At 66.6% G+C, this 25,040-nt stretch carries 22 protein-coding genes and 1 tRNA gene; 15 read left to right on the top strand and 8 right to left on the bottom strand.

Annotated features, from left to right (window positions below):
* Positions 1-25 precede the first annotated feature (25 nt).
* The 5 genes from IRG63_RS03895 (at position 26) to IRG63_RS03875 (ending at position 4,934) form a co-directional block, all read left to right on the top strand.
* Positions 26-2,050: a flagellar biosynthesis protein FlhA gene (locus IRG63_RS03895; protein WP_193509561.1), complete on the top strand. Its 2,025-nt coding sequence runs from the start codon at positions 26-28 to the stop codon at positions 2,048-2,050.
* The gene (locus IRG63_RS03890) at positions 2,040-2,891 is read left to right on the top strand and encodes a hypothetical protein (protein ID WP_193509274.1); all 852 of its coding nucleotides are present in this window, start codon (positions 2,040-2,042) and stop codon (positions 2,889-2,891) included. The genes IRG63_RS03895 and IRG63_RS03890 overlap by 11 nt, the downstream gene beginning before the upstream one ends.
* A 4-nt stretch (positions 2,892-2,895) precedes the next feature.
* On the top strand, positions 2,896-3,141 hold the full coding sequence (locus IRG63_RS03885; RefSeq protein WP_168625907.1) for a carbon storage regulator: 246 nt from the start codon (positions 2,896-2,898) through the stop codon (positions 3,139-3,141).
* 60 nt (positions 3,142-3,201) lie between these two features.
* Positions 3,202-4,449, top strand: a complete 1,248-nt coding sequence (locus tag IRG63_RS03880; RefSeq protein ID WP_370566168.1) for an MFS transporter — start codon at positions 3,202-3,204, stop codon at positions 4,447-4,449.
* A 125-nt stretch (positions 4,450-4,574) separates the two neighbouring features.
* Positions 4,575-4,934 (top strand): VOC family protein, encoded by a 360-nt coding sequence (locus tag IRG63_RS03875; protein WP_193509272.1) that lies wholly within the window; start codon positions 4,575-4,577, stop codon positions 4,932-4,934.
* Here IRG63_RS03875 and IRG63_RS03870 read toward each other — a convergent pair.
* Both IRG63_RS03870 and IRG63_RS03865 read right to left on the bottom strand, forming a co-directional pair.
* Positions 4,924-5,157, bottom strand: coding sequence for a hypothetical protein (locus IRG63_RS03870; protein WP_168625904.1), 234 nt, complete (start codon positions 5,155-5,157; stop codon positions 4,924-4,926). The two genes, IRG63_RS03875 and IRG63_RS03870, sit on opposite strands and share 11 nt — an antisense overlap.
* 79 nt (positions 5,158-5,236) lie before the next feature.
* Complete coding sequence (locus IRG63_RS03865) at positions 5,237-6,193, bottom strand: isopenicillin N synthase family oxygenase (RefSeq protein ID WP_168625903.1); 957 nt, start codon at positions 6,191-6,193, stop codon at positions 5,237-5,239.
* Between the two features lie 59 nt (positions 6,194-6,252).
* On the opposite strand from IRG63_RS03865, the gene IRG63_RS03860 reads away from it, so the two are divergent.
* The gene (locus IRG63_RS03860) at positions 6,253-7,020 is read left to right on the top strand and encodes a class I SAM-dependent methyltransferase (RefSeq protein WP_193509271.1); all 768 of its coding nucleotides are present in this window, start codon (positions 6,253-6,255) and stop codon (positions 7,018-7,020) included.
* A gap of 164 nt (positions 7,021-7,184) precedes the next feature.
* Here IRG63_RS03860 and IRG63_RS03855 read toward each other — a convergent pair whose 3' ends face one another.
* Positions 7,185-8,417: a serine hydrolase gene (locus tag IRG63_RS03855; RefSeq protein ID WP_193509270.1), complete on the bottom strand. Its 1,233-nt coding sequence runs from the start codon at positions 8,415-8,417 to the stop codon at positions 7,185-7,187.
* A gap of 1,674 nt (positions 8,418-10,091) precedes the next feature.
* Positions 10,092-10,165: transfer RNA gene (locus IRG63_RS03850), tRNA-Gly, on the bottom strand.
* A 90-nt stretch (positions 10,166-10,255) separates the two neighbouring features.
* Between IRG63_RS03850 and dcd the strand changes: the two genes are divergently transcribed.
* Positions 10,256-10,861: a dCTP deaminase gene (gene dcd, locus IRG63_RS03845; protein ID WP_193509269.1), complete on the top strand. Its 606-nt coding sequence runs from the start codon at positions 10,256-10,258 to the stop codon at positions 10,859-10,861.
* Between the two features lie 3 nt (positions 10,862-10,864).
* Here the strand turns inward: dcd and idi are convergent, their stop codons facing one another.
* Genes idi through IRG63_RS03830 form a run of 3 tightly spaced genes read right to left on the bottom strand, consistent with a single transcriptional unit; the run spans position 10,865 to position 13,335 of the window.
* Positions 10,865-11,386 carry an isopentenyl-diphosphate Delta-isomerase gene (gene idi / locus IRG63_RS03840; protein WP_193509268.1) on the bottom strand — a complete coding sequence of 174 codons (522 nt, stop codon included), beginning with the start codon at positions 11,384-11,386 and terminating at the stop codon, positions 10,865-10,867.
* A 40-nt stretch (positions 11,387-11,426) separates the two neighbouring features.
* Positions 11,427-11,846, bottom strand: a complete 420-nt coding sequence (locus IRG63_RS03835) for a MarR family winged helix-turn-helix transcriptional regulator (RefSeq protein WP_168625898.1) — start codon at positions 11,844-11,846, stop codon at positions 11,427-11,429.
* 49 nt (positions 11,847-11,895) lie between these two features.
* The gene (locus tag IRG63_RS03830; protein ID WP_193509267.1) at positions 11,896-13,335 is read right to left on the bottom strand and encodes an MFS transporter; all 1,440 of its coding nucleotides are present in this window, start codon (positions 13,333-13,335) and stop codon (positions 11,896-11,898) included.
* 151 nt (positions 13,336-13,486) lie between these two features.
* Here IRG63_RS03830 and dnaK point away from each other — a divergent pair, with 151 nt between their 5' ends.
* From dnaK to IRG63_RS03790, 8 genes are all read left to right on the top strand, one after another.
* Positions 13,487-15,355: a molecular chaperone DnaK gene (gene dnaK / locus IRG63_RS03825; RefSeq protein ID WP_168625896.1), complete on the top strand. Its 1,869-nt coding sequence runs from the start codon at positions 13,487-13,489 to the stop codon at positions 15,353-15,355.
* Between the two features lie 2 nt (positions 15,356-15,357).
* Positions 15,358-15,978, top strand: a complete 621-nt coding sequence (locus IRG63_RS03820) for a nucleotide exchange factor GrpE (protein WP_193509266.1) — start codon at positions 15,358-15,360, stop codon at positions 15,976-15,978.
* A 1-nt stretch (position 15,979) separates the two neighbouring features.
* Positions 15,980-16,957, top strand: coding sequence for a DnaJ C-terminal domain-containing protein (locus tag IRG63_RS03815; protein WP_193509265.1), 978 nt, complete (start codon positions 15,980-15,982; stop codon positions 16,955-16,957).
* Between the two features lie 8 nt (positions 16,958-16,965).
* Positions 16,966-17,379: a heat shock protein transcriptional repressor HspR gene (locus IRG63_RS03810; protein WP_168625893.1), complete on the top strand. Its 414-nt coding sequence runs from the start codon at positions 16,966-16,968 to the stop codon at positions 17,377-17,379.
* A gap of 32 nt (positions 17,380-17,411) precedes the next feature.
* Complete coding sequence (locus IRG63_RS03805; protein ID WP_168625520.1) at positions 17,412-18,149, top strand: hypothetical protein; 738 nt, start codon at positions 17,412-17,414, stop codon at positions 18,147-18,149.
* A 27-nt stretch (positions 18,150-18,176) separates the two neighbouring features.
* Positions 18,177-20,339 carry an ATP-dependent Clp protease ATP-binding subunit gene (locus IRG63_RS03800; protein ID WP_193509264.1) on the top strand — a complete coding sequence of 721 codons (2,163 nt, stop codon included), beginning with the start codon at positions 18,177-18,179 and terminating at the stop codon, positions 20,337-20,339.
* Between the two features lie 16 nt (positions 20,340-20,355).
* Positions 20,356-22,416, top strand: coding sequence for an acyltransferase family protein (locus IRG63_RS03795; protein ID WP_193509263.1), 2,061 nt, complete (start codon positions 20,356-20,358; stop codon positions 22,414-22,416).
* Between the two features lie 106 nt (positions 22,417-22,522).
* On the top strand, positions 22,523-23,905 hold the full coding sequence (locus IRG63_RS03790; RefSeq protein ID WP_193509262.1) for an HNH endonuclease signature motif containing protein: 1,383 nt from the start codon (positions 22,523-22,525) through the stop codon (positions 23,903-23,905).
* A gap of 42 nt (positions 23,906-23,947) precedes the next feature.
* On the opposite strand, the gene IRG63_RS03785 is transcribed toward IRG63_RS03790, so the two are convergent.
* Positions 23,948-25,021: a low specificity L-threonine aldolase gene (locus IRG63_RS03785; RefSeq protein WP_193509261.1), complete on the bottom strand. Its 1,074-nt coding sequence runs from the start codon at positions 25,019-25,021 to the stop codon at positions 23,948-23,950.
* Between the last annotated feature and the right edge of the window lie 19 nt (positions 25,022-25,040).

Genomic DNA, 25,040 nt, shown 5'->3' with positions numbered 1-25,040 from the left:
GTATCTGGTGAAAAGCGCCTTTGCGATGCTCGGCGTGCCGGTGGGCGTCGTCGGCATCATCCTGCTGCTGGTGGTGCCGGTGCCTGCGTTCCTGCTTGACGTGCTGATCATCGTGAACATCCTGTTCGCGCTCGTCATCCTGCTCACGAGCATGTTCGTCAAGAAGCCGCTGGACTTCTCGGTGTTCCCGTCGCTGCTGCTGGTCGCGACGCTGTTCCGGCTCGGCATCAACGTCGCATCCACCCGGCTTGTGCTCGGTGACGCCTACGCGGGCCAGGTCATCGAGGCGTTCGGCCACGTTGCCGTCGGCGGGTCGCTGATCATCGGTGCCGTGGTGTTCCTCATCCTGGTGGTCATCCAGTTCGTGGTCGTCACCAAGGGTGCGGAGCGGGTTGCCGAGGTCGGTGCGCGGTTCACGCTCGACGCGATGCCGGGCAAGCAGATGGCGATCGACGCCGACCTGAACGCCGGGCTGATCACCGACGCCGAGGCCAGGGAGCGCCGCGCCGCGGTGGCCGCTGAGGCCGACTTCTACGGCGCGATGGATGGCGCCTCCAAGTTCGTGAAGGGCGACGCCATCGCCGGTCTGGTGATCATCATCATCAACTCGATCGGCGGCGTCGCGATCGGCCTGGTGCAGCGGGGCATGGAATTCGGCGACGCGCTGAACACCTACACGCTGTTGACCATCGGCGACGGCCTGGTCACGCAGATTCCCGCGCTGTTGATGGCGGTGTCCACCGGCATGATCGTGACCCGGTCCAACGTCGAGGCCGACATGGGGTCCACCGCGACGTCGCAGCTGACCCAGTCGCGGATGGCGTTGATGATCACCGGATGCGCGTCCATCGTGATGGCGCTGATCCCCGGCATGCCGATGATCCCGTTCGTCATCATCGGCGCCGCGCTGATCCTGGTGTCGCAGCGCCTCAAGGCGTCGGCCGCCAGGGAGCAGGCGAAGGCCGCCGAGGTCGAGGCGGTCACTCCGGAGGCGGAGACCACCGAAGACCTGATCGAGCAGATGCGGGTGCACGCGCTGGAGATCCAGCTGGCACCGGATCTCATCGACCTGGTCACGGGGGCATCCGACGACCTGCTCGCCCGTGTGCGCGCGCTGCGCCGCAAGATCGCCTTCGAGCTGGGCATTGTCGTGCCGCCCGTGCGCACGCGGGACAGCATCGACCTGCCGTCCGGGACGTACGCCATCCGGATCGCCGGGGTCGAGGCGGGCCGCGGCTCTGCCCCGCGGGGCAAGGTTCTCGCGCTCGGCGACGAGCTCTCCAGCCTGCCCGGACCGTCCACCACCGAGCCGGTGTTCGGACTGAACGGAAAGTGGGTCTCCAGCGAGCTGCGGCACAGTGCCGAGCTCAGCGGCGCCACGGTGATCGACCGGGTGTCGGTGCTCGTCACCCACTTGTCGTCGTTGATCACCCAGAACGCCGCCCGGCTGCTCACCAGGGAGGACGTGCGCGTGCTCACCGAGGGCGTGAAGCAGGTGAACCCGTCGGCGGTGGACGAACTGGTGCCGTCATTGCTGACCCTGGCGGAGGTGCAGCGTGTCCTGCAGGGGCTGCTGGTCGAGCAGGTTCCGATCAACGACCTGCCGCGCATCTACGAGGCCCTCGCATTGCGCGCCAAGGTCTCCGGTGACCCGGAGGGGCTGATCGAGACGGCGCGGATGGCGCTTGGGCCGACCATCGCCGCCCGCCATCTCGATGGTGGGCTGTTGCGTGTCATCATGATCGACCCGCTGCTCGAGCAGACGATGCTGGAGCAGCTGCGCCCCAGCGAGAACGGAAGCCAGATCGTGCTCGACGCGAAGACGATCGAAGCGGTGCTCGGCTCGGTGCGGGAGTCGCTCGAGGCTGTTCAGGCGAGGGGCAACGGCGCGATCCTGGTGTGTGCGCCCGCCCTGCGTCCCGCCATCCGGCGCCTGGTGTCGCCGCAGCACGGCGGGCTGCCTGTGCTCTCGTATCAGGAGGTCACCGCGGTGAACGCTGAGATCGAGACGGTGGGGGTGATCCGCAGTGCCTCGGCGATTGCAGCTTGAAAGCCCCAGCCTCGGCGAGCTGAATTCGCGCGTCATGGCCAGCTACGGCCCGCGGGCCACCATCGTCGCCGTCGACGAGGTCACCGTCGGCGGCATCGGCGGGTTCTTCGCCACCCGGCGGTTCGTGGCGACCGTTGAGGTGCCGGACCCGCCGCTTGACACCCGGCCGATCGACTCGCACGAGCTGGACCTGCCCGCGCGGGTCGGCATTGCGGCGCTGCTGGACGATGCGGATGCGGCCGAGGTGCACGTGAACGGGGCGGAGTCGCGGGCGAGCCTGTCGACGTCGTCGCGCGAGTTCGCCGACATCCTCGGCGAACTGGCCTCGGTGACGGATATCCCGGCCGCCGCCCCCGCCGCCGCGGTGCCGAGCACGCCCCTGCCGCTCGGGAACGCGGGGGACCTGGTCATCGTGGCCGGCCTCGACGGCGACGCCCTCCCTGTTACCCGGATGATGGGGAGGAGCGCAGCCATCTCGGTAGCCGGTGGGCTGGTGATCCCGGATGCCAAACGGGTCGAGGACAGGCAGGCCGCGATCGCCGCGAGGGCGACCGGTGTGCGGGCGGGCCGACCGGTTTTCATAGCGGTCGGGCTGGGGCACGGCGCGGCATCGGTGCGTGAGCATGCGGGCATGCTCGAAGCGTTGCGCGCCGATCAGGTGTGGGCGGTCGTCGACGCCGGTAGGAAGCCCGCCGACACCGCGGCCTGGGTGCGTGAACTCGACGCCGTGGTGCGGGTTGACGCGATCGCGGCGATGCGTCGCCGTTCGACCGACACCCCGGAAACGGTGGAGTCGCTGAACCTGCCGGTGAGTTGGGCGTTCGACGCTTGGATAGGCTGACAACGTGCTGGTGTTGACGAGGAGAACGGGCGAGCGACTGCTCGTCGGCGATGACATCGTCATCACCATCCTCGAGACCAGGTCGGATGGCGTCCGGATCGGCATCGACGCCCCGCGCGGGGTTCGCATCCAGCGCGAGGAGATTGTTCGCGCCGTGACCGAGGCGAACGTCGAAGCAGCGCAGGGCGCACCGGATGCCGAGGATCGCATCCGTGCCGCGCTCGGCCTGCCGGAGGCGCCGACCAGCTGATTCGCTGTTCCGAGCCGCGTGGTAGTGGTGCTCGGTGGTCGAATGTGTCACTGTTCCGTGGTGACGAAACGTGATCCGGTCGCGCGGCGACCGCTCGGTGCCTCGTACTGGAAGCTGTGGAGCTCCTCCGGGCTCTCCAACCTGGCTGACGGCGTGTTCAGCGTCGCCCTGCCGCTTGTCGCGATCACCTACACGCAATCACCGATTCTGATCGCGGGCGTGTCGCTCGCGCTGCGGCTGCCGTGGTTGATCTTCGCGCTCCAGGCCGGCGCGCTCGCCGACCGAATGGACCGGCGGACCCTCATGGTCGTCGCCAACACCACGCGCGCGCTTGCGCTGGTCACGCTCGCTGTCGCCGCGTTGATGGGTCTCGGGTCGATCTGGCTGATCTACGTCGTCGGACTGGCCATCGGATTCGCGGAGACGATCTACGACACGTCAGCGCAGTCGATCATGCCGCAGATCGTCGGCCGCGATCAGCTGTCCCGGGCGAACGGTCGCCTGTACGCGGTCGAGCTGACCGCCAACCAGTTCGTCGGGCCGCCGCTCGGCGGGTTCCTGGTCGCAGCCGGCGCGGCGATCGCGTTCACCGTGCCCGCGGGAATGTGGCTTGCTGCGGTCGGGGTGCTGCTGCTCATCCGGGGCAGCTTCAAGGTGCAGCGCGAGGGCGAGAAGACCACCATTCGCGCGGACATCGCCGAGGGTTTGCGCTTCCTGCTCGGGCACCGCATCCTGCGCACGCTCGCGATCATGACCGGCATCTTCAACCTGGCCTCCAGCGCCTCGTTCGCGGTGTTCGTGCTGTACGCGGTTGGACCCGAATCGGCGATGGGTCTGAACGAGCCGGCCTTCGGTGTCTTGCTGACCGCGAGTGCGATCGGCAGCCTGCTCGGCTCGTTGGTCGCCGAGCGGATCGAGGACTGGGTCGGCAGGTCGCGCTCGCTCATGATCGGGACTGTCGGTGGCGCAATCATGCTCGGTGTCCCGGCGTTCACCACCGACGTCTGGCTTATCGGCATCGGGTTCTTCCTCGGCGGGGTCACGGTCGTGCTGTGGAATGTCGTCGTCGTGTCGCTGCGGCAGCGCATCACGCCGGACCGTCTGCTCGGCCGAGTCAACAGCGGCTACAGGCTGATCGCGTGGGGCACGATGCCGCTCGGTGCGGCGCTCGGCGGGCTGGTCGGCGAATGGCTCGGCCTGACCTGGGTGTTCGGGCTCTCGGCGGTGCTGTCGTTGTCGCTGCTGGCGTTCATGTACATCCTGACCGACCGCGCGATGGATGCCGCGGAGCAGGACGCGGTGCCGTAGGCGGCGCGAGCCCCGCCCCGCCCCGCCGAGACTGCAGAAACCTGCGCTCTCAGCCTCCAGAACGCCCATTTGCGCAGTCTCGCGGGGTGATTGTCGTCGGAGATCACGCGAACTAGCGTGGAGGGATGCTGAGGGTCGGCTCGATTGTGGTGCGGGTCACGGACCTGCCGCGTCAGGAGGCGTTCTGGACCGCCGCGCTCGACTATGAGCCGCGCGAGCCGACGCGGGACGACGATTTCATCGTGCTGCGGCCGCGGGATGGTGTCGGACCGAACGTGTCACTCGACGCCCATCCGACGGGGTTGCCGATTCCACCGCGCATCCACCTGGACCTGTACACCGAGCATCAGGCCGAGGAGATCGCGCGGCTCGAGTCGCTGGGCGGCACGCGCGTGCACTGGGACAAACGCCCGGATGACGCCGACTACGAGATCATGGCCGACCCGGAGGGCAACCGGTTCTGCGTGGTCGACGTCACCCGCTGAAACCACGGATGCGGCGTTGGTTGCGGATCGCGAAACTGACAACCACAACGCCGATGACCAGCGGCACGAACGACACGCCGAGCAGCATCCACAGCGGGATCGGCGAACCGGTTGAACCCCACAGCGAGCCGACGATCATGAACAGACCAAGCGCCAGGAAGGGCACGGCGACCACGTAGAGCGCGATCGTGGCGGCACGGGAGGGCACGCGTGTCTCGCTCATGTCGAGACACTATCGCGTTACCGCCCACCGCTGGTTGAGGGATCGCGAAGCGATCGTCTAAACCAGCTTCAGCGCCGGCCTAGGAGCCGACGATGCTCTTGTGCGACTTTCCGGCCAGGTGCGGGCCGGCCATCACCGGCTCGTACTTCGGCTCTTCGCCCGTGGCGATGCACTCCACGATGGTCGAGTAGTTGGCGTTGTGGAAGAAGGGCATGCTCTGGCGACGTTGAGACTTCGAGGAGCCGGCATCCGGGTTCACCACGCGGTGCAGGGTGGAGGTCCAGCGGTCGTTGGTCCACCGGGCCATCAGGTCGCCGATGTTGATGACGTAGGCGCCCGCGGTCGGCGGAACGTCCACCCAGGCATCCGACTTGTCGTCGCGCACCTGTAGGCCCCCCTTGCCGAGCTCTTGGCGCAGGATGGTCAGCGTGCCGTAGTCGGTGTGGGCGCCGGCGCGCTGCTGGCCCTCCTCTGGAGGAGTGGTCTGCTCGGGGTAGTTGATGGCGCGCAGTGCGCTCGGGCTGGCGTCGATCTTGTCCGCGAAGAAGTCGGCCGGCAGGTCGAGGCCGAGCGCGAAGATCGACATCAGGCGGTTCGACAGGTCCGTCATCGCGGCGAAGTAGGCATCCCAGGCCTCGCGCATCTCCGGCAGCGCGGTAGGCCACACGTTGGGCGAGAACAGGCTGGCCTCGGTCTCGTCGGCGAGGGTGCGGCTGGTGGCACCCGGGCCCATGTTGAAGCTCTCCTTCAGGTCGCCGGGGGCCATCGCGTCGAGCGAATTGGCGAGCGACTCCGACAGCATCGGGAAGTACCCATAGAGCCCGCCAGCCGGTCGCTCCACCTCGAGCTTGCGATCGAGGGGCAGGTCGAAGAAGGTGCGCGTGATCTCCCAGCAACGGTCGGTGACAGCATCCGGCACGCCGTGATCGACGATCTGGAAGAAACCGACCTCACGCAGCGTCTGGTCGATTTCGTGGCCGACGACGGCCGGGTCGCGGTCGATGCTGATTGTGGGGATCTCGATGGGGTGGCTCATATCGCCAATCTAGCCGAGCCGTGGGGTGCGGATGCGGGGTGCGAACGTAGACTGCGCGCGTGAGCTTCGACACCGTGGCCGCAGACGCCTACGACCGTTTCATGGGCCGCTACTCGCGGCTGCTCTCCCCGCAGCTCGCCGACTTCGCCGGAGTGGCAGCTGGCCAGCGTGCGCTGGATGTCGGATGCGGCACCGGTGCGCTGACGGCTGAGTTGTCCGCCCGCCTCGGCGAGGATGCGGTTGCAGCGATCGATCCGGCCCCCCGGTTCGTTGAGGCAACTCAGCAGCGGCATCCGGGTGCCAAGGTTGTCCAGGCGAGAGCTGAGGACTTGCCGTTCGGTGACGACGCATTCGACGTAGCGCTCGCCCAGCTCGTGGTGCATTTCATGCGGAATCCGGTGGTCGGGCTGTCGGAGATGCGTCGCGTGACGCGTCAGGGAGGCGTGGTCGCGGCGTGTGTGTGGGATTTCACTGGCGGTCGCTCACCGCTGAGCCTGTTCTGGCGGGTCGCGGGCGAGACGGATCCGGGACTGTTCGATGAGTCTGAACGCGCCGGGACCAGCGAAGGCGATCTGGAGAGACTCTTCGGCGCGGCAGGCTTCGCTGACATTGTCGGCTCGGCGCTCGAGGTCAGCATGGAGCACGCCGGCTTCGACGAGTGGTGGCAGCCGTACACGGCCGGGGTCGGGCCGGCGGGGGAGTACCTTGCGCGGGCTGATGCTGATCGTCGGGATCACATCCGCGAGCGCTGTCGCGCCGAACTGCCGGATGGTCCGTTCACGGTGACCGCGGTGGCGTGGGCCGCGCGCGGCACTGTGCCCGCCTAGTGCTCGCGAGCGCCGCCCGATTGTGCGAGCGCACGGGATAGTGCGCACGCGCTCGAACATTTCGGGCGCACTCGGCCAAGGGCGCCGGAGCAAGCTGCGCTGTGCTGCGGACCGGCCTCAACCGGGGCAGGAAGGCTGCCCCGGTTGAGGCTAATCGAGGTCGGTCAGCCGTTGGCGGTCAGGAGGCGCGTGCCGAGAGTCGCGGTCGCGGGGGTGACGACGTCCGAGAGCACTATCACCGCCTTGTTATTGGTGCGGTCCAGGGCGAAATAGGAGCTGTACCCGCCCGTCTCACCCGTGTGCCAGGTGATCGTTTGGTCGTCCGTCGACGGTGAGATCAACCAGAAGACACCCATGTCCATGTCGGTCCCGATGGTGATGGTTGGGTCAAGGGCCGCCATGCCCGGTGCTGTTCCGTCCAGGAGAGCTGTGGCCAGTCGGGCCAGGTCTTCGGTGGTGGAGACAATGGCACCGGATGGTGCGTACGCGTTGATCACCCACGGGTGCACGATGAGCCCCGACTGCGATCTTCCACCCGGGACGAGCGCCTCGTCGTCTTGGATAGCGGTGTCATTCATTTTGAGGGGCTCGAACAGTCGCGTGCGCATGAGCTCGGAGTAGCTCATGCCGGTCGCTGCGGCGACGGCCTGCCCCGCGGTCGCCGCGCCCAGGTTCGAGTATGCCCATGAGCCGCGGCCGAACAAGTTTTGCTCTCGGATCTCCTCTGTCATTTCCTCAGCGGTGGTGGTGAGGAAGTTGAGGCCCAGCGGGGCGCTCCAAGCGGCTCGGTGCTCGGTCGACGATCCGAAGTCGGCATATCCGGCGGTATGAGTTACGAGCTCGGCGAGGGTGACTTCGCCGGCGGGCGATCCGATGAGCTCCGGAAGGTAGCGGGAAACAGGCGCATCCAGCTGGACCTCTCCACGGGCCACGGCATCGGCGATGACGAGGCCGGTCATCGCCTTGGTCAGCGACCCGGCCTCCATGCGCGTTGTCTCGACAGCTCCAAAGCCTGCCAAACGCACTGGTTGTGGCTCGTCCAAATCGATCTGGGCGACCGCGATGTTCTCGAAGCCATTCAAGGCGCCCACCAGTTGCTCGGCCTTGAGCTGGTCGAGGAGCACCGGGTCGCCGGTGCCTGATGTGGACAGGGTTGGGGCGAGTAGTGCGGAGGAGACGCCGACGATCAGCGTGGAGACCACGACCGTCACGATGAGCCGACGCGAGATGAGGTACACGCCGGCGAGTGCGACGGCCATTAACGGTGCGGGCCAGATGTCGGCGTACCCGCCTGAGCTGAGCGAAAACTGGAGCACGGCGATCGGAAGCACGAGAATGACGAGTGCGACCAGCATTTTCCCGGGCCACCGGCGTGCGAAGGATTCGGTGTCCCGCATCCACACGAGGCTCAGTGGCCGGCGACGCAACGCCGCGCGGACCCTGGATCTCCGGGTTTTGCTTTCCGGCGCAGGCTGTTGGGGCGTCGCACCTGGCTTCGATCCCTGAGGGTCCTCCGCACCCTCGAACGTGAGCTCGTGGTCCAGCGTGCGATCCGACGGAAAAGGATCGTCGGTATTGGTGGGATGCAGCATGTGCTCGGCGGCAGGATGCGGGCTGGTCACTTGTGTTCTATCCATTCTCGATATGAAACTGCGTAATTATCAAGCTATGGCGGTGGGGCAAGCGGCAACCATCTGGCTAACCCCCTGACAACCGGGGGTTAACCCTCGGATTCGGGCGAGGGCTCGGCCGTCTCGGCTTCAGGGACTTAGCCGGGTTCTCAGACAGGTTGAGACATACGCGCGATCAAGGATCCCCGGGGTTAGTGGGCCGGATGAATGATCAGATTTTCATTCAGAGGGATCCAGCCCGTGGGGATTTCTTGTGCGCTAGGGGCTGAGGCAAGGTAGGTAGCCTTGCCGCTGGAGGCGTGGTCACGCATGCGGCGAGGCCCACCAACTGTAGGAATCACGTTTAGTTTTCGTGAGCGCAGAAAAGTTTTCGTAAGCAGCAGCGCCCCCTGAAGCCCCGTAGTGAGGAGCTCATGGTCCGCGTTGCGACTCCCTGACCCTCTCCGAACACGGAACTGCTGTCCGTTTCCGAGCGAGGCGACAGGAGTGCTCGAGCTTACTAACGCCGCTGGTCGCAGATTCCCCGTCTCGTGCCACACTTCGCCTCTTACGGCCGAGGGGAAGCGGCGGGACGATGAGGGCGACCGTCGTGGACACCTCGGACGGCTGCGGAGGCGAGTAACCCCACCGCCGGCAAGGTATTTAGGCTCAGTCCCGGCTGGAGAATGGTCGCAACGGCGAGACCGAGGGCGGCGCCGATCCCTATGATCCATGAGAGCCGCCTGGTCAGCACGAGAGTGACCAGCCCAGCTGCAACGCTGAGGGTGCTGACGGCGGCAGCCGGCCCGACCGCGTGTGCCCAATACTCTGTTCCTGTCATCGGAGCGTACTCATCCTGAACAAGCTCGCTGGATCCGTACCAGGCCCATCCGAGAATCCACGCGGTCGAAATCGCGGCAAGTAGAACAAGAAGCACGCGCGCCGTTCGATTCCGCTCGACGAGCAGCGCGACGAGGGAGCCAGCCAGAACCACAAGGAACCACATCACTCCGAGAACGACGGCTACACCGACATATCCGATGCCGTCGCTGCAATGCCAGCTATCCGCACCCTCAGAACCAGGTGGACCCATGCTGCATCTGATGTGCAACTGGTCTCGTGTGAGCGAAATGGCCGACCAGCCGAATAGGAATGCGAGGAGCCCGCTGCCGAGCACCCAAAGCGCAGCAGCAAGACGGTGACGGGACCGCGCAGCGTTGTCTACTCGATGCGTGTCCGTCCTTTTTCATGTCATCCATTTATATGAGCAACCTAGCAATGGGGTGCTCTCGGCGGAGTATCTCACGACCGGGCGTTACCTGGAGTGCGATCGACGATTCTTCGATCACTCACTCGGCGCGACCGCGAAAACATTCTTGCGTTCACGAAAACTAACCTTGGCGCGCGAAAAGTAACTTTGCGTCCGACAGAAAAGTGTCAACTGCACCAAGAATTGACATTTGGAGCGGATGACGGGAATCGAACCCGCGCTATCAGCTTGGGAAGCTGAAGTTCTGCCATTGAACTACATCCGCGCACCGGGCCATTCGGCGTCGGTTCACCCATGTTAGCGCGCCCCGCCTCCGCGTCTACATCCGGATGCGCGCCTCGGTAGGCTGTCGACCATGCTGCTGAGCGACCGCGACATCCGGGCCGAACTCGACGCCGGGCGCGTGCGCCTCGACCCGTTTGAACGGGCCATGGTTCAGCCCTCGAGCGTCGACGTGCGCATCGACCGCTACTTCCGCCTGTTCGACAACCACAAGTACCCCTACATCGACCCCGCCGAAGACCAGCCCGAGCTCACCCGCCTCCTCGAGGTCGACGCCACCCGGCCGTTCATCCTTCACCCCGGCGAGTTCGTGCTCGCCTCCACCTTCGAGGCCGTCACCCTCCCCGATGACATCGCGGCGCGCCTCGAAGGCAAGAGCTCGCTCGGCCGCCTCGGCCTGCTCACGCACTCCACCGCTGGCTTCATCGACCCCGGCTTCAGCGGGCACGTCACCCTAGAACTGAGCAACGTCGCGACGCTGCCGATCAAGCTGTGGCCGGGCATGAAGATCGGCCAGCTGTGCTTCTTCCGCCTGAGCTCGCCCGCCGAGCACCCGTACGGTTCCGAGAAGTACGGTTCCCGCTACCTGGGCCAGCGCGGCCCCACCGCCTCCCGCTCGCACAAGAACTTCCACCGCACCGACGTCTCGGTGACGAGTGCTGGCAGCACCGGCGGCTGACCCTCAGGGCTCCAACTGCTGCAACTGCAGCACCAGCCACGGGCTGAACGCGAACGGTGCGGCGTCGACCGCGCGGCGCAGCGCATCCGGCTCCACCCAGCGCCACTCCGCCACCTCGTCCGGGTTCGGCTCAAGCGTGTCGGTGACGACGGCCCGGAACACCGGGCACACCTCGTTCTCGACGATCCCGGATGCGTCGGTCGCCCGGTAGCGGAAGTCCGGCAGCAGTGGTTGAAGTTCGCCAACATTGACGCCCAGTTCGTGCACGGCACGGCCGCGCACGGCATCCTCCAGCGGCTCGTCGGGCAGCGGATGCCCGCAGAACGCGTTCGTCCACACTCCCGGCCAGGTCGCCTTGGACAGGGCACGTCGCGTCACCAGCACCAGCCCAGTCGGGTCGAACAGGTGGCACGAGAAGGCCAGGTGCAGCGCGGTGTCCCGCGTGTGCACGGTCGCCTTCGGCGCGGTACCGACCGGGGTGCCGTCCTCGGCGAGCAGTACAACCTCTTCAGCGACCACGGTCATCCGTTCATGAAAACGCATGACCCGGTGAACGAGCCGTGACTCATTCGCTCCAGCCCAGGTTCCGGGCGAGCCGCTCGAGCACGTCGATGGTCGCCGAGTACTCCTCCTCGGACACGTCCTTGGTCACCGCCGCCCGGTTGTCGTTCACGACCTCGGACAGCCGAGCGAATGCCGTCATGCCACGCTCGGTCAGGTCGTAGCGGTCGTCGTTGAGCACGACCCACTCACTCTCGATCAGTTCGCCGAGATGGTCGGCGGATGACTCGCCGCCGGCGGTGTCGAGGAACGGCTCGAGGGCAGCGTCCAGCTGGGTGGCCGTCGCAGGGTTGTGCGAGAGCGCATTCAGTAGTTGCCACTGTCGCCGCGTGATTCCGTGCTCCTCGAGCGTCGTCGCGAACTGCTCGTCGATGAGCCGGTCGACGAGCTTCAACCAGAATCCGATCGGCCGCTGATCCGCCATGGCTCGACCCTAAGCGCGCTTCGAGCCGCTGGCAATCATGCGACGCGCATCAGCTGGCCGGAACCGGATCCTTACCCACTTTCACGAACAGCATGAGCACGAACCCGACCGCGACCACGATCATGATTCCGAGGATGCCCCAGTGCGTCGCGGCGAACACGCCGGTGAACAGCGCCCACAGGCCGGGCGCCATGAAGCTTGCCGCTCGGCCCGTGGTGGCGTAGAGACCGAAGATCTCGCCCTCGTGCCCAGGGGGCGACAGGCGCGCCAGGAGCGCGCGGCTCGACGCCTGCGCCGGCCCGACGAAGAGGCACAGGATGAGACCGGCGACCCAGAACACGGTGCTGCCTGCATCGTGCAGGAAGAACACCGCCAGACCGGTGACGAGCAGGCCGCCGAGCGCGAACAGGATGACCGCGCGAGCGCCGAAGCGATCGTCGAAGCGGCCGGAGATGATGGTCGAGACCCCGGCAACCAGGTTTGCGACGATGCCGAAGATCATGACCTCGTTGTTGGAGAACCCGAACACCTTTGCGGCGATGATCGCACCGAACGCGAACACGCCGGCGAGGCCGTCCCGGTAGATCGCGGCGGCGATCAGGAACCAGAACGTCGATCGGCTCATCCGGAACAACCGGACGATGTCGTGCCAGAGCACGACGTAGCTGCGGAAGAAGCCGACCTGCGGGCGGCCAGGCGTCGGAGCGACCTCGGGCACGTTGAGCAGCAGCGGGATGGTGAACAGGATCGCCCAGACGGCGCTGCCCAGCGCGATCATCCGGTACGCCATGCCGTTGCTGGTGTCCATGCCGAACCAGTTGAGCTGGGTGATCACGACCACGATCACGAGCGCGACGATGCCACCCAGGTAGCCGAAGCCCCAGCCGAGGCCGCTGACCCTGCCGACCGTCTTGCGCGTCGACACCTGGGACAGCATCGCGTTGTAGTTAACTCCCGCGATCTCGCTGAAGACGCTCGCGGCGGAGATGAGCGAGATGCCGAACAGGAAGTACGCCGGCGAGGCCTCGATGAAGAACAGCAGCGCCATGCAGATGATGAGGATGGCAGTGTTGACCAGGAGCCACTTCTTCCGACTGCCGGAGGCGTCACCGCGCTGTCCCATGATGGGCGCGATCAGCATGATCAGCAGGCCGCCGATGAACAGGGCGAATCCGAATTGGCTGTCGAGCTGTGCTGCTGCGGCGACGTAATCGGGATGCTGCGGCCCGAGCGCGCGGATCGCCGGATCCATGAAGTCATCGCCGACCAGGTACAGCGCCACGAAGACGAAGGTGAGGATCACCGAGTTGAACGGCTGGGTCGCCCAGTCCCACAGCGCCCAGGAGAAGACCTGCTTGCGCGGAACGACCGTGCCTTCCTGCAAGTCCAGTCCGGCGACCGCGACGGCCCCGGTGTTGGCCACCACGGGAACCTTCCTGGCGGTCGAGGGGGTGTTGGTGACGTCGTTGTCGGGAACCTTCTCGCTCATGCGACTCAGGCTAGTGGCGACCGGTAAACAATCGGTATTCCACGATCGGGGGGAATGGACCCGAACTTGACAGCGTTACTATCAAGGACGAAACTTGAGTTCGACAGACTCAAGTCTCAAAGAGATTTACACCGTGAGGAGAACAGAGCACATGGCTCGAGCAGTAGGAATTGACCTCGGAACGACGAACTCGGTTGTTTCGGTTCTCGAGGGTGGCGAGCCGACGGTGATCGCCAATGCGGAGGGTTTCCGCACCACCCCGTCGGTTGTGGCATTCACGAAGGACGGAGAGGTGCTCGTTGGGGAGACCGCCAAGCGGCAGGCCGTGACCAACGTCGACCGCACCATCGCATCCGTCAAGCGCCACATGGGCACCGACTGGAACCACGACATCGACGCCAAGCGGTACACGCCGCAAGAGATCTCGGCGCGCATCCTGCAGAAGCTGAAGCGCGACGCCGAGCAGTACCTGGGCGAGACCGTGACGGATGCCGTCATCACCGTTCCCGCGTACTTCAACGACGCCGAGCGCCAGGCAACCAAGGAGGCGGGCGAGATCGCCGGCCTCAACGTGCTTCGCATCATCAACGAGCCGACCGCGGCCGCGCTGGCCTACGGCCTCGACCGCGGCAAGGAAGACGAGCTCATCCTGGTCTTCGACCTCGGTGGTGGAACGTTCGACGTGTCCCTGCTGGAGGTTGGCAAGGACGATGACTTCTCCACCATCCAGGTGCGCGCGACCGCCGGTGACAACCGGCTCGGTGGCGACGACTGGGACCAGCGCATCGTCGAACACCTGATCAAGCGCTTCAAGGAGACCACCGGCGTCGACGTGACGGGTGACAAGATCGCCCGCCAGCGCCTCAAGGAGGCCGCGGAGCAGGCGAAGAAGGAGCTCAGCTCCTCGACGAGCACCAGCATCCAGCTGCCGTACCTGTCTCTCACCGAGAACGGCCCGGCCAACCTCGATGAGACCCTGACCCGCGCGCAGTTCGAGAACATGACGTCCGACCTGCTCGACCGCACCAAGAAGCCGTTCGAGGACGTCATCCGCGAAGCCGGCATCAAGGTGTCCGACATCGCGCACGTCGTGCTGGTCGGTGGTTCGACCCGCATGCCGTCGGTCAGCGACCTCGTGAAGAAGGAGACCGGGCAGGAGCCCAATAAGGGCGTGAACCCGGATGAGGTCGTCGCCGTTGGCGCCGCCATCCAGGCCGGTGTGCTGATGGGTGAGCGCAAGGACGTCCTGCTCATCGACGTCACCCCGCTGAGCCTCGGTATCGAGACCAAGGGCGGAATCATGACCAAGCTCATCGAGCGCAACACCGCGATTCCGACCAAGCGCAGCGAGACCTTCACCACGGCGGACGACAACCAGCCATCCGTCGCCATCCAGGTCTTCCAGGGCGAGCGCGAGTTCACTCGCGACAACAAGCCGCTCGGCACGTTCGAGCTGACCGGTATCGCCCCCGCCCCGCGCGGCGTCCCGCAGATCGAGGTCACCTTCGACCTCGACGCGAACGGCATCGTGCACGTGTCCGCCAAGGACAAGGGCACCGGCAAGGAGCAGTCGATGACCATCACCGGCGGCTCGTCGCTGCCGCGCGAAGACATCGACCGGATGGTCCGCGAGGCCGAGGAGCACGCGGCAGAGGACAAGGCCCGTCGTGAGACGGCAGAGATGCGCAACAGCTCCGAGCAGCTGGCGTTCTCGACCGACAAGCTGCTCAAGGACAACGCCGACAAGCTGCCGGAAGACGTGAAGACCGAGATCCAGGCGGATGTCGACGCGCTCAACTCGGCGCTCGCGGGCGAGGACGACGACGCGGTGCGTGCCGCGTTCGACAAGCTCAACGCGAGCCAGAGCAAGATCGGCGAGGCGCTGTACCAGCAGTCGGAGACCGCGAACGCGAACCCGACCGATGAGGGCGCACCGTCTGAGCCGACGAGCGGAACCGACGACGAGGACATCGTCGACGCTGAGGTTGTCGACGACGAGCCAGAAGGCGGCCGGAAGTAACAATGGCTGACAAGGGCAAGGACAAGGACAAAGAGCCGAAGGACGAGCCGGTCATCCGCGACAAGCGGCGGGTCGACCCCGAGACCGGTGACCTGCGCGAGCCGGAGGCGAAGGCGGACGAGCAGGCATCCGCGGAACTGTCCGAGGGTGAGAAGTTGACGGACGAGGACCTCGCTCGGCTGCTGGAGGAACCAGTGGCAGAGCGCGAGCCCGAGTCCGACCTGCTGAACGACCTCAAACGGGTGCAGGCCGAGTACGCCAACTACCGCAAGCGCGTCGAGCGCGACCGGGCGGTGGCCCGCGAGCGAGCGATCGCCGACGTCATCAGCGGCATCCTGCCGCTGTTGGACGATCTCGATCTTGCCGACAAGCACGGCGACCTCGAGGGCAGTCCGCTCGAGCTCATCGCGCAGAAGCTCAAGGTGGCGTTTGAGAAGTACGGGCTGGAGCGCGTCGGGGAGGTCGGCGAGCCGTTCGACCCGAACATCCACGAGGCGATAGCGCAGCTGCCGTCCGCGGATGCGACGGTGGAGACGGTGGCGGATGTCGTGCTGCCCGGCTATCGCATCGGCGAGCGTCTGCTTCGGCCCGCCAAGGTAGCGGTCACAGTTCCGGCAGGCTGACGTGGCAAGTCAGGATTGGTTCGAGAAGGACTTCTACAAGGCCCTTGGCGTGTCGAAGGACGTCTCCGAGGCCGACCTGAAGAAGACCTACCGCAAGCTGGCGCGCAAGTATCACCCGGATTCCAACCCGGGTGATACTGCGGCCGAAGCGAAGTTCAAGGAGATCAGCGAGGCGTACGCCGTGCTTTCCGACGCCGAGCAGCGGGCGGAGTACGACCAGATGCGCGCGCTCGGCGCCGGTGCGCCGCGCTTTGCGACCGGCGGTCGCGGCGGTGGCTTCGAGGACGTCTTCGGCGGCATGTTCGGCCAGAGCGGCTCCGGTGGCCGCCAGAGCTACAGCAGCAGCGACTTCGAGGACATCTTCGGCAGCATGTTCGGCGGCGGCGGGTTCGGGCAGTCGACCGGCGGCTTCCGCGGGTTCGGCGGCCCAACCAGGGGCCGCGACCTGAGCGCCACCACGACTCTCGACTTCGTGACGGCCATCAACGGCGACACCATCCGGCTGCAACCGGCCGGCGGGAAGCCCATCAGCGTCCGCATCCCAGCCGGAGTCGCCGACGGGCAGAAGATCCGACTGAAGGGCAAGGGAGAGCCCAGCCCGGATGGCGGTGAAGCCGGGGACCTGGTGATCACGGTCACCGTGCGCAAGCATCCGGTGTTCGAGCGGGACGGGCTGAACCTGCGCGTCGACGTGCCCGTCACCTTTGCCGAGGCCACCCTCGGCGCGACCATCGAGGTGCCCACCCTGGACGGGCCGCTGGTCAAGCTCAAGGTGCCGGCCGCGACACCCAGCGGACGCGTGATGCGCGTCAAGGGCCGCGGGGTCACGACCAAGAAGGGCACCGGCGACCTGCTCGCAACCGTCCACGTCGTCGTGCCGCGTCACGTGCCGGCCGACGCGAAGAAGCACCTGGAAGCGTTCGAGAAGGCGATGCCCAAGGAGAACCCCCGGGATGAGCTGATGGCGAGGGCCGGATGATGATGGACATGGACGAGAACTCGCCGCTGTTCGCGATCGCCATCGCGGCCGAGTTGTCAGAGATGCACCCGCAGACGCTGCGGCAGTATGACCGACTCGGGCTGGTGAGCCCGAAGCGCACCGCGGGCAAGTCGCGCCGCTACTCGATGCGGGATGTCGCCCAGCTGCGGGAGATCGCCCGGCTCAGCTCCGAAGGGGTAAGCCTCGAAGGCATCCGCAGGGTGCTCGACCTGGAGAACCAGGTCAACGAGCTCGCGCAACGCGTGCGGGAACTGGAAACCGCACTCGCCGACGAACTGCTGAACCGCCCCGGCCGGCGGGTGTTCGCCGCGGACGAGGCTGGCGACGTCATCCCGTTGCGCGCCGGAACGAGAACGCAACGCAACACACAGGTCGTGCTGTGGAAACCCTTCACCCGATGACTCATGAGAGCTCGACAAAGGAGTAGGAGACCATGACCACCGAAGACCCGAACCAGCAGCCCTACGGTCAGCAGCCCACGCCCGGGCAGCCCTACGGAGAGCAGCCCACGCAGCCCTACGGGCAGCAGCCCGCACCCGGGCAGCCGTATGCCCCGCAGTACGCGCCGGCAACCCCACCCCGCCCCCCACTGGGCAGTCGGCAGAAGATCGGCGCCGCGTGGGCAGGCATCGTCGGCTTCAACCTCCTGACGATCGGCTTCGGGCTGTTCATCGTGCCGATCATCCTCGGCCTGTTCGCGGGGCTTTTCGCCTGGATCGCCCGCGTCAGCACCGACTACGGCCAGTACGCAGGACTCGAGGAGTTCGTCGAGAACGTCAACCTCAGTGCGTGGGTCATCCCGCTCATCATCATCTCGATCGTCGGCCTCGGCATCATGTGGCTCGGCCTCTACCTGAGCAAGGTCATCCTCGCCCGGCACGACGTCAATCGGCCGTGGCCGGTGACCTGGGCCGGGGCGGGTGTCGCCGTCGCGGCGTTCTGGGTCGTCCAGTCGTTCACGAGCTTCGGCCTCCAGCTGGGAGGCGGTGCACTGTCGGCAGGCGGCCTCGACGGTGGAGCCATCGCCGCCGTGCTCGGCGTCGTCGGCTTCCTGCTCGGGTTCATCGTCAACTCGGTCATCGGCTGGCTGAGCTGGTGGTGGATGGCGCACGTGATGCGCTCCGGCCTTGAGACTGCGACATCCGAGCCGAGGACAACAGTAATTCCCTAAGAACCAAGAGAAAGAAACGCGAAAGCTATGGCGAACATGCAGGGCGCTCCGGCGACCGATGAGGAACAGAAGACCGCGCTCGAACAGTACGGGGTCGACCTCACGGCGATCGCCCGCACGGGCAAACTCGATCCGGTGATCGGCCGCGACGCTGAGATCCGGCGGGTCAGTCAGGTGCTCACCCGACGCACCAAGAACAACCCGGTGCTCATCGGAGAGCCCGGCGTCGGCAAGACCGCGGTCGTCGAGGGGCTCGCGCAGCGCATCGTCGCCGGCGACGTTGCCGACTCGCTCAAGGACAAGCGACTCGTATCCCTTGACCTTGCTGCGCTGGTCGCTGGCGCCAAGTACCGCGGTGAGTTCGAAGAGCGACTCAAGGCGGTGCTGAAGGAGATCAACGACGCCGACGGTCAGATCATCACCTTCGTCGACGAACTGCACACGCTGATGGGCGCGGGTGGTGGAGAAGGCTCGGTCGCCGCATCCAACATGCTGAAGCCGATGCTGGCCCGCGGCGAGCTGCGTCTCATCGGTGCGACGACGCTGGACGAGTACCGCGAGTACATCGAGAAGGATGCCGCCCTCGAGCGGCGGTTCCAGCAGGTCTTCGTCGGCGAGCCGAGCGTCGAGGACACCATCGCCATCCTGCGCGGGTTGAAGGAGCGCTACGAGGCGCACCACAAGGTCGCGATCGCCGACACCGCCCTCGTGGCAGCAGCGACCCTCAGCAACCGCTACATCTCCGGCCGGCAGCTGCCGGACAAGGCGATCGACCTCGTCGATGAGGCGGCGTCCCGGCTGAAGATGGAGATCGACTCCTCCCCGGTGGAGATCGACCAGCTCAAGCGGCAGGTCGATCGGATGAAGATCGAGGAGCTCGCCCTCAAGAAGGAAAAGGATGAGGCCTCCAAGCAGCGGTTGAAGAAGCTGCGCGAGGAGATGAGCGAGAAGCAGGCCTCCCTGGACGAGCTCGAGGAGCGCTGGCGCTCGGAGAAGGCGGAACTGCAGGACATCGGCGAGCTGAAAATGAAGCTCAACGATGCCCGCATCGACCTCGACCGAGCCATCCGGGAGGGCCGCTATGAGGACGCCGCCCGACTGAACTACGAGGTCATCAAGAAGATCGAGGATGACCTCACCGCGGCAGAGAAGGCCGAGAGCTCGGGCGAGCGGATGGTCAACGAGCAGGTCACCGATGAGGACATCGCCGCAGTGGTCGCCGCGTGGACCGGCATCCCGGTGGGTCGCCTCATGCAAGGCGAGACCGAGAAGCTGCTGAATCTCGAGGGTGAGCTCGCCCGCCGGGTGGTGGGGCAGAAGCAGGCGGTGCGCGCCGTTGCGGAGGCGGTTCGTCGCAGCCGCGCCGGCATCGCCGACCCCGACCGGCCGACCGGTTCTTTCCTGTTCCTCGGCCCCACCGGGGTGGGCAAGACCGAGCTGGCCAAGGCGCTCGCCGAGTTCCTCTTCGACGACGAGAAGGCGATGATCCGGATCGACATGAGCGAGTACGCCGAGCGGCACTCGGTCGCGCGGCTCATCGGCGCCCCACCCGGGTACATCGGCTTCGAGCAGGGCGGTCAGCTCACCGAGGCGGTGCGCCGGCGCCCGTACTCCGTGGTGCTGCTCGACGAGGTCGAGAAGGCACACGGCGACGTTTTCGACGTGCTGCTGCAGGTGCTCGACGACGGTCGCCTGACCGACGGTCAGGGCCGCACTGTCGACTTCCGCAACGTCATCCTGATCCTGACTTCCAACCTCGGCAGCCAGTTCCTGGTCGACACCGACCTGTCCTGGGAGCAGAAGGAGGAAGCGGTCCAGGTCGCGGTGCGGCAGGCGTTCAAGCCGGAGTTCATCAACCGGCTCGACGACATCGTCATCTTCTCGCCGCTGTCCACCGACGATCTGGGCCAGATCGTGGAGCTGTACATCGATCGGCTGCAGCGCAGGCTGACCGAGCGTCGCCTCGACCTCGCGGTGGTGCCGGATGCGCGGACCTGGCTTGCCGAGCGGGGCTTCGACGCGATCTATGGCGCCCGGCCACTGCGCCGGCTCATGCAGCACGAGATCGACGACCGGCTCGCGAGCGCCATCCTGGCCGGTGAGATCCGGGACGGCAACACCGTGCTGGTCGAGTTGAATCCGGATGCCGATGAGCTCAGCATCCGGAGCGCGGAGCACGAACCGGCGTGAGATACCCTGACTGGCGATGACTGATCAGCGCCAGTCGGTACACACTCGAGCGGAGCACCCGCCGACGCCGGCTCGCTTCCAGCCACACCTTCAGGGACTGCGAGCGGTCGCCGTGCTGCTGGTGGTGCTTCATCATGTGTGGCCGGATCGGCTTACTGGCGGATACGTCGGTGTCGACGTGTTCTTCGTCATCTCCGGGTTCCTTATCACCGGGCAGCTCGCCCTCGAGCTTGAGCAGAGTGGACGACTCGACCTGCCGGCGTTCTGGGCGAAACGCGCGCGACGGCTGCTGCCTGCGTCGATCACGGTGCTCGTGTTCTGCGGGCTCGCTGTGCTATTCATCCTTCCGATCAGTGCGCTTCCCGGCGAAGTTCGCGAGATTCTCGCCAGCACCTTCTATGTCGAGAATTGGGCACTCGCCTTCGGCTCAGCCGATCAGGATCCGACTACCGCGCAGCACTTCTGGGCGCTTTCGCTCGCCGGGCAGTTCTCGATCCTCTGGCCGCTGCTGCTGCTCGCGGCGACCTGGCTCGGCGCGAGATATGCGGCCCACCGCAACTGGACATCGCTGATCGTAGTGATCGGGGCCGTCAGCGTGCTGTCGCTTGGCGCATCCGTCATCTTCACCATGACCAACCCGACGGAGGCCTACTTCGTCACCGTCACCCGCATCTGGGAGTTCGGCGCCGGCGCTGCACTCGCGCTGCTTCCGCGGTTCCGCCCGCACGGTGCGCTCGCCGAAAATCTCGTCGGCTACACCGGTCTCGCGATGATCCTCGCGGCGGCGTGGTTCTTCGACACCGAGACACCCTTCCCGGGCTACACGGCGCTGCTGCCGGTCGTCGGTACCGCGCTCGTGATCATCAGTGACCGGGCGAAGCGCTGGTGGGACATCGGCAGCGCGCTCGGCGGGCCGCCTCAGCGCTTCATCGGCGGGCTCTCCTATTCGATCTACCTGTGGCACTGGCCGCTCATCATCGTGCTGCCGTTCGCGCCTGGCTGGGGGACGGGCGACCGGGGCCGGGTGCTGCTCATCGCCATCTGCATCGTGCTCGCCTGGCTCACCAAGAAGTACATCGAGGACCCGGCCCGCACCTGGAGGTTCTTCACCAAGAACCAGCCGCGCTACACCTTCGCCGGCGTCGTCGCGCTCATGGCGGTCTCGAGCCTGGTCGTCGGCACCGCGTGGGCGGTCACGAGCCCGAAGTATGACGCGGCGGCCGCTCAGCGTGAGGCGGTCGGCGAGACCCCACCGGAGTGCTTCGGCGTGGAGACCAGCGACGACTGCGTGAATCCGGCGTTGGCGGATGCCATCATCCCCGACCCAGGGTTGGGCAATGTTGACCGGCCGGGGCACATTGAGTGCCTCGTGCAGCCGAACGAGATCGAGGCGCGCAGTTGCCAGTTCGGGTCGACGGATGCCGGTGCCCCGCGGATCGCGCTCATCGGCGACAGCCATGCCTACCAGTACATCGAGGCCCTGATCAGGGTTGCCGAGGAACGCGGCTGGTCGCTCACCACCCACCTGAAGGATGCGTGCCCGTGGACCGATGCCCCCGTCGGCGCGCTCACCCCCGGCGACGTGGACTCGTGCTCGTCGTGGCGCGGCGCTCTCGCTGCCGAGCTGGCCGAGGGTGAGGCGTTCGACGCGATCTTCACGGCCGCGCACGCGGGCACCCCGTATCGGGTGTCGGCGGCCGAAAAGGACGAGGTTGCGATCCAGGGGTTCGTCGACGCGTGGGCACAGGCGCGAGGCGCTTCCATCATCGCCATCGCTGACAACCCGACCTTCGAGGACGACCCCAACCGCTGCCTCCGCATCAATCCGTCGTCGGAGTGCACCCAGTCGCGCGACAGCGCGATGGTTCACACGGATGCGCTGAAGGAGGCAGCGGTACGTGCCAGCGCCACGCTCATCGACTTCACCGACAAGTACTGCGACGAGGAGCGCTGCCGCAGCGTCGTCGGCGGCGCGAATGTCTACCGGGACAAGGACCACCTCACCAACACCTTCGCCCTGAGCATGGTGCCGGTCATCGGCGCCACCATTGCGCACGTGGTCTCGCCGGGGGAGTAGCGCGACCGGCGCTGCGCCGTCCTCCCCAGGCAGCGCCGACGATGACTTGTCCCCGGTTGGCTCGAATGTAGCTACGAATGTCGGGTGGCGGTGTCACCATCGAAATATGACCACAACGACCCGCTTCGACCCTCTCGCTCCCGGCGCTGTCGCCGGCATTCGCGACCTGGGCGATGACGCGTTGGTGGTGGCCGCCCGCACACTGGAGGAGGACTTCAGCCGGCTGGTGGATGCGTCCCGATTGGCGATCGCCGCCGAGGTGGAGCACCGCTCCCGCCGCACCCTGGGCGGTGACGGGCTGGCCGGCAAGCTGGGGTGTCGCAGCGGCACCGAGCTGTTGGAGCGCACCACCGGCGCCACGGTGGCCACCATCCGCAGGCGCGTCCGGCTGGGCGAGAAGCTCCGCAGCCGGTTCGGCCTGACCGGGGAGCTGTTCCCGGCCCAGTTCCCGGTGCTCGCCGCGGCGCTGTCCGAAGGTCAGCTGTCGCAGGACATGGCCGCGGCGATCGTGGACGAGCTGGCGCCGGCGATCGACCGGGTGAACCCCGACCACCTGCGAGCGGCCGAGGCCGCCCTGGTGGAGTCCGCCAGCGAGCCGACCACCACCGCCGAGGAGCTGAAGATCCAGGCCACCGTGTGGCGGATCACCATCGACCCCGACGGTGTAGAGCCCGAGGAGGAGGAAGCGCTGGCGCGGCGCGGCATCGGGCTCGGCAAGGCCGTCGGCGGGTTGGTGCCGATCTCCGGGAACCTCACCCCGCTGGTTGCCGGCCAGTTGCAGCGGCTGTTCAACGCCTATCTCACCCCACGCACCGCACCCGCCTTCCGTCCCGACGACGGCGACGAGTCGTCCGGTGCGGAGGGTCCGGTGATGGAGGATGACCGCACGCCGGACCAGCAACGCCACGACGTGCTCGGCGGCATCCTTTCTGCCGCGGCCGGCGACCCGGAAACCCCGAAGGTGAACGGGGCCGCCCCGACGGTGCTGGTCACCGTCACCGCCGAGGACCTGCAGAACGGCACCGGTGCCGGCTGGATCGACGGCATCAACGCCCCGATCTCACTGCGCTCGGTGCGGCAGCTGGCCTGCACCGGCGACACCCAAACCGTCACTCTGGACGCCACCGGCGCGGTCATTCAACTGACCAGCCCGACCCGCGGGTTCACCGCCCAGCAGCGCAAGGCGATCGGAGCCCGCGACGGCTACCACTGCGCCGCCCCGGGCTGCGGCACCCCCGGCGACTGGTGCGAGATCCACCACGTCACACCCCACGCAGAGGGCGCACCCACCAGCGTCGACAACGGAGTGCTGCTCTGCTGGTACCACCACCGGACCTTGGGTACTTCCGGCTGGGAGATCCGCATCAACGACGGAGTCCTCGAGTTCAAACCCCCACCCTGGATCAACCCAGACGGAACCTGGATCCGCACCACCAAGGCCAAACCCCGCCTCACCGCAGCACTCAAACGCGCCCTCAAGGACACTTAGCTGAGACGTACTTTGCCTTCCAGGTGATCGAGCCTGTCGAGATCAACCAGTCGTGGCGAGTTCCTCACGGATCGCGGTCACGAACGAGTCGATGTCGTCCTCGGTGGTGTCGAACGAGCACATCCAGCGCACCTCACCGGTCGCCGGGTTCCAGTCGTAGAACCGGAATCGCTCCCGCAGCCGATCGGCGATACCCGGCGGCAGCACCGCGAACACCGCATTCGACTCCGTCGCCTGAGTGAACGAGATCCCGTGAAGGTTTCCTGCTGCGACCTCCCGCGCGAGCGCTTCCCGCAAACGCAGCGCCATCCGGTTCGCGTGGGTCGCCGACCTCAACCACAGGCCACCCTCGAGCAGCGCCACCAGCTGTGCGGACACGAAGCGCATCTTCGATGCGAGCTGCATGTTCAACTTGCGCAGGTAGACCAAGCCGGGCGCGGCATCCGGATTCAACGCGACGATCGCCTCACCGAAGAGAAGGCCGTTCTTGGTCCCACCGAAGCTGAGAACGTCGATGCCCGCGTCGGTGGTGAACTCACGCAGCGGCTCGCCCAGCGCGGCCGCGGCGTTGGCGATGCGAGCGCCGTCCATGTGCACGACCATGCCCTTCGCGTGGGCGTGCTCGCTGATCGAGCGGAGCTCCTCCACCGTGTACAGCGTCCCGAGCTCCGTGGTCTGGGTGATGCTGACCGCAAGCGGCTGGGCCCGGTGCTCGTCGCCCCAGCCCCACGCCTCCCGGTCGATGAGCTCAGGAGTGAGCTTGCCATCGCGGGTCTCAATAGTGAGCAGCTTCAGCCCGCTGACCCGCTCCGGCGCGCCGCCCTCATCCGTGTTGATGTGTGCAGTCTGTGCGGAGATCACCGCACCCCACCTCGGGACCATGGCGGTGAGCGCGGTGACGTTCGCTCCGGTGCCGTTGAACACCGGATAGGTCTCTGCCTGCTCACCGAAGTGCTTCCGCATGACCTCCTGCAGGCGCTCGGTGTACACGTCCTCGCCGTAGGAGACCTGGTGCCCGCCGTTCGCGTCCGCGATGGCCTGGATGATCTCGGGGTGCGCTCCCGCGTAGTTGTCGGATGCGAAGCCGCGGCGATTCTGGTCGTGGAGTGTGCTCACCCCACCATTCTGCCCGCAT

Origin of the sequence: Cryobacterium sp. BB736 (genome assembly GCF_014980265.1) — a bacterium.
Taxonomy (GTDB): domain Bacteria; phylum Actinomycetota; class Actinomycetes; order Actinomycetales; family Microbacteriaceae; genus Terrimesophilobacter.
The sequence above is the reverse complement of the archived record's forward strand: the minus strand, read 5'-3'. Positions and strand labels throughout refer to the sequence as shown.